Genomic DNA, 2,285 nt, shown 5'->3' with positions numbered 1-2,285 from the left:
ATGAATGCAATTATACAACTTTTTTCCGGATCTTGATTTATGGGTTACCCACACGATTCAACACAGACCCATAAATTACAAGAGTAAAAGAGTAAGGACAAACGCTCCTCCCGTGCCGGGATGCAACGGGAAGATTACGGTAACAGAGATTACAGCAGACAGGGTCAAAATCACCTGGTGTAAGGCAACGGATAAAGAAACACCACAAAACGAGTTACAGTATAAAATATGGAGAAAAGATATCGTTACCGGCGAGGAAGATGTCTCAGAATGGGTGAAGGACCCTGATTACGGAGAATTTAGAGATTTGATACCCAATAGAAAGTATCAGTTGGATGTGAAGGTAAAAGACGCTTCAGGAAACGAAAAATGGTATGGCGAAATAACGGTCCAAACCGACAAAGATACCCAGAAGCCTATGGCGGGCACATTTACGGTGGGCACGGTAACGACGAACAGCATTGCCCTTTCGTGGACAAAAGGAACCGACGACGTTACGCCGCAAAGTAAACTCAAACATAGGGTGTGGTGGGAAAATGTATCCAGTGGTAACGCGGGATCTTCTTCGATAATGACAGATATCACCTCCTATACCATTACCGGTCTCCTACCCAATACCGAATATAAAGTAAACATGGCGGTGTATGATCAAGCCGGTAACTGGAGAGACTACGGCGTAAAGACAGTCAAAACCAAGCAGGCTGCCGATACCCAAGATCCCACGCCAGGCACATTGACGGTAGGCACGGTAACGACGAACAGCATCGCCCTTTCGTGGACAAAAGGCACCGATAACATAACGCCGCAAAGTAAGCTCAGGTATAATATCATGTGGAAAAAGTTACCCGATGGTGTTTGGGAATACTCCCACGAAAGCAATTATCCCGTCGATATCACCTCCTATACCATTACCGGCCTCCAACCCAATACCGAATATAAGGTCGATGTGAGCGTACGGGATGAAGCCAATAACAGTGTATTCTACGGCGAAAAGAAGGTTAAAACCAAGCAGGCTGCCGATACCCAAGATCCCAAGCCGGGAACCCTGACGGTGGGCACGGTAACGACGAACAGCATCGCCCTTTCGTGGACAAAAGGCACCGATAACGTTACGCCGCAAAATAAGCTCAAGTATATGGTGTGGTGGAAAAAATCATCCGATAGTGGTGATTGGCAGAACAGCGGCTCACACACCGTCAATATGACTTCCTATACCATTACCGGCCTCCAACCCGATACCGAGTATAAGGTCGATGTGCGGGTATACGATGAAGCCGATAACTGGAGAGACTACGGCGAAAAGACCGTCAAAACCAAGCAGGCCACCGATACCCAGAGTCCCACGCCGGGAACCCTGACGGTGGGCACGGTAACGACCAACAGCATCGCCCTTTCATGGACACGCGGCACCGATAACATAACGCCGCAGAATAAACTCAGGTATCGGGTAGCATGGAAAAAAACGTCCGATCCCGATATTGCTGCTAGTTGGAAATACAGCCATCCCGAAGATAATCCCGCTGTCGATATGACTTCCTATACCATCACCGGCCTCCAACCCAATACCGAGTATATAGTGGATGTGCAAGTATGGGATGAAGTCGGTCGCCATAAATGGTACGGCGAAAAGAAGGTCAAAACCAAGCAGGCTACGACACCTTCGGTGCCGGTAACGGGCGTTACGCTGAACCGCAACTCGGTCACGATCGATGGCGACTACTCGACCATACAGCTCACGGCCACCGTACACCCGTCGAACGCTTCGGACAAATCTCTGACATGGGCCAGCAGCGACCCGACCGTCGTCTCGGTCGATTCCAAAGGACTCGTGACGATCCATAAGAAAGGCAAAGCACGCGTCACGGCCACGGCCAACGATGGCAGCGGCCAAAGCGATACCTGTGTCTTCGACGTGATCCGCACCGTAGCCAACGAAACGGTCGACGGCCTGCGCGTCTACGCCCACGGCAGCGCGCTGTACCTCACACTCCCCGCAGCCGAGACGGTACATATATATAATGTAGGAGGCTCCCTCGTGAAGACGCTCTTCCTCCCCGCCGGCGATCATGTACAGCCATTGGCCCCGGGCGTGTATCTGGTGCGCGTAGGAGAACAGGTAACGAAAATCCTTGTGAAGTGAAAAACGAAAAGTGAATAGTGAAAAGTAGTCAGCAAGTAGTTAATGTAGTCAATGTAGGGGCGAACCTGTGTGTTCGCCCTTACCCTCGCCGACGCTTCGAACGCAAAGGACAATGTCCGAACGCGAAAAGCAATTACGAATTACG

Annotated in this window: 1 protein-coding gene; it reads left to right on the top strand. The window is 50.4% G+C overall.

Annotation, left to right across the window (positions count from 1 at the left end; translation table 11 throughout):
* The first annotated feature begins 112 nt into the window (after window positions 1–112).
* Window positions 113–2,140, top strand: coding sequence for a fibronectin type III domain-containing protein (locus EII41_RS14220; RefSeq protein ID WP_185711925.1), 2,028 nt, complete (start codon window positions 113–115; stop codon window positions 2,138–2,140).
* Window positions 2,141–2,285: the final 145 nt, after the last annotated feature.

It is taken from the genome of Tannerella forsythia, assembly GCF_003860135.1.
In the GTDB taxonomy this organism is placed as follows: Bacteria; Bacteroidota; Bacteroidia; order Bacteroidales; family Tannerellaceae; genus Tannerella; species Tannerella forsythia_A.
Note: the sequence above shows the minus strand (reverse complement) of the source record. Positions and strands in the feature narration are given on the sequence as shown.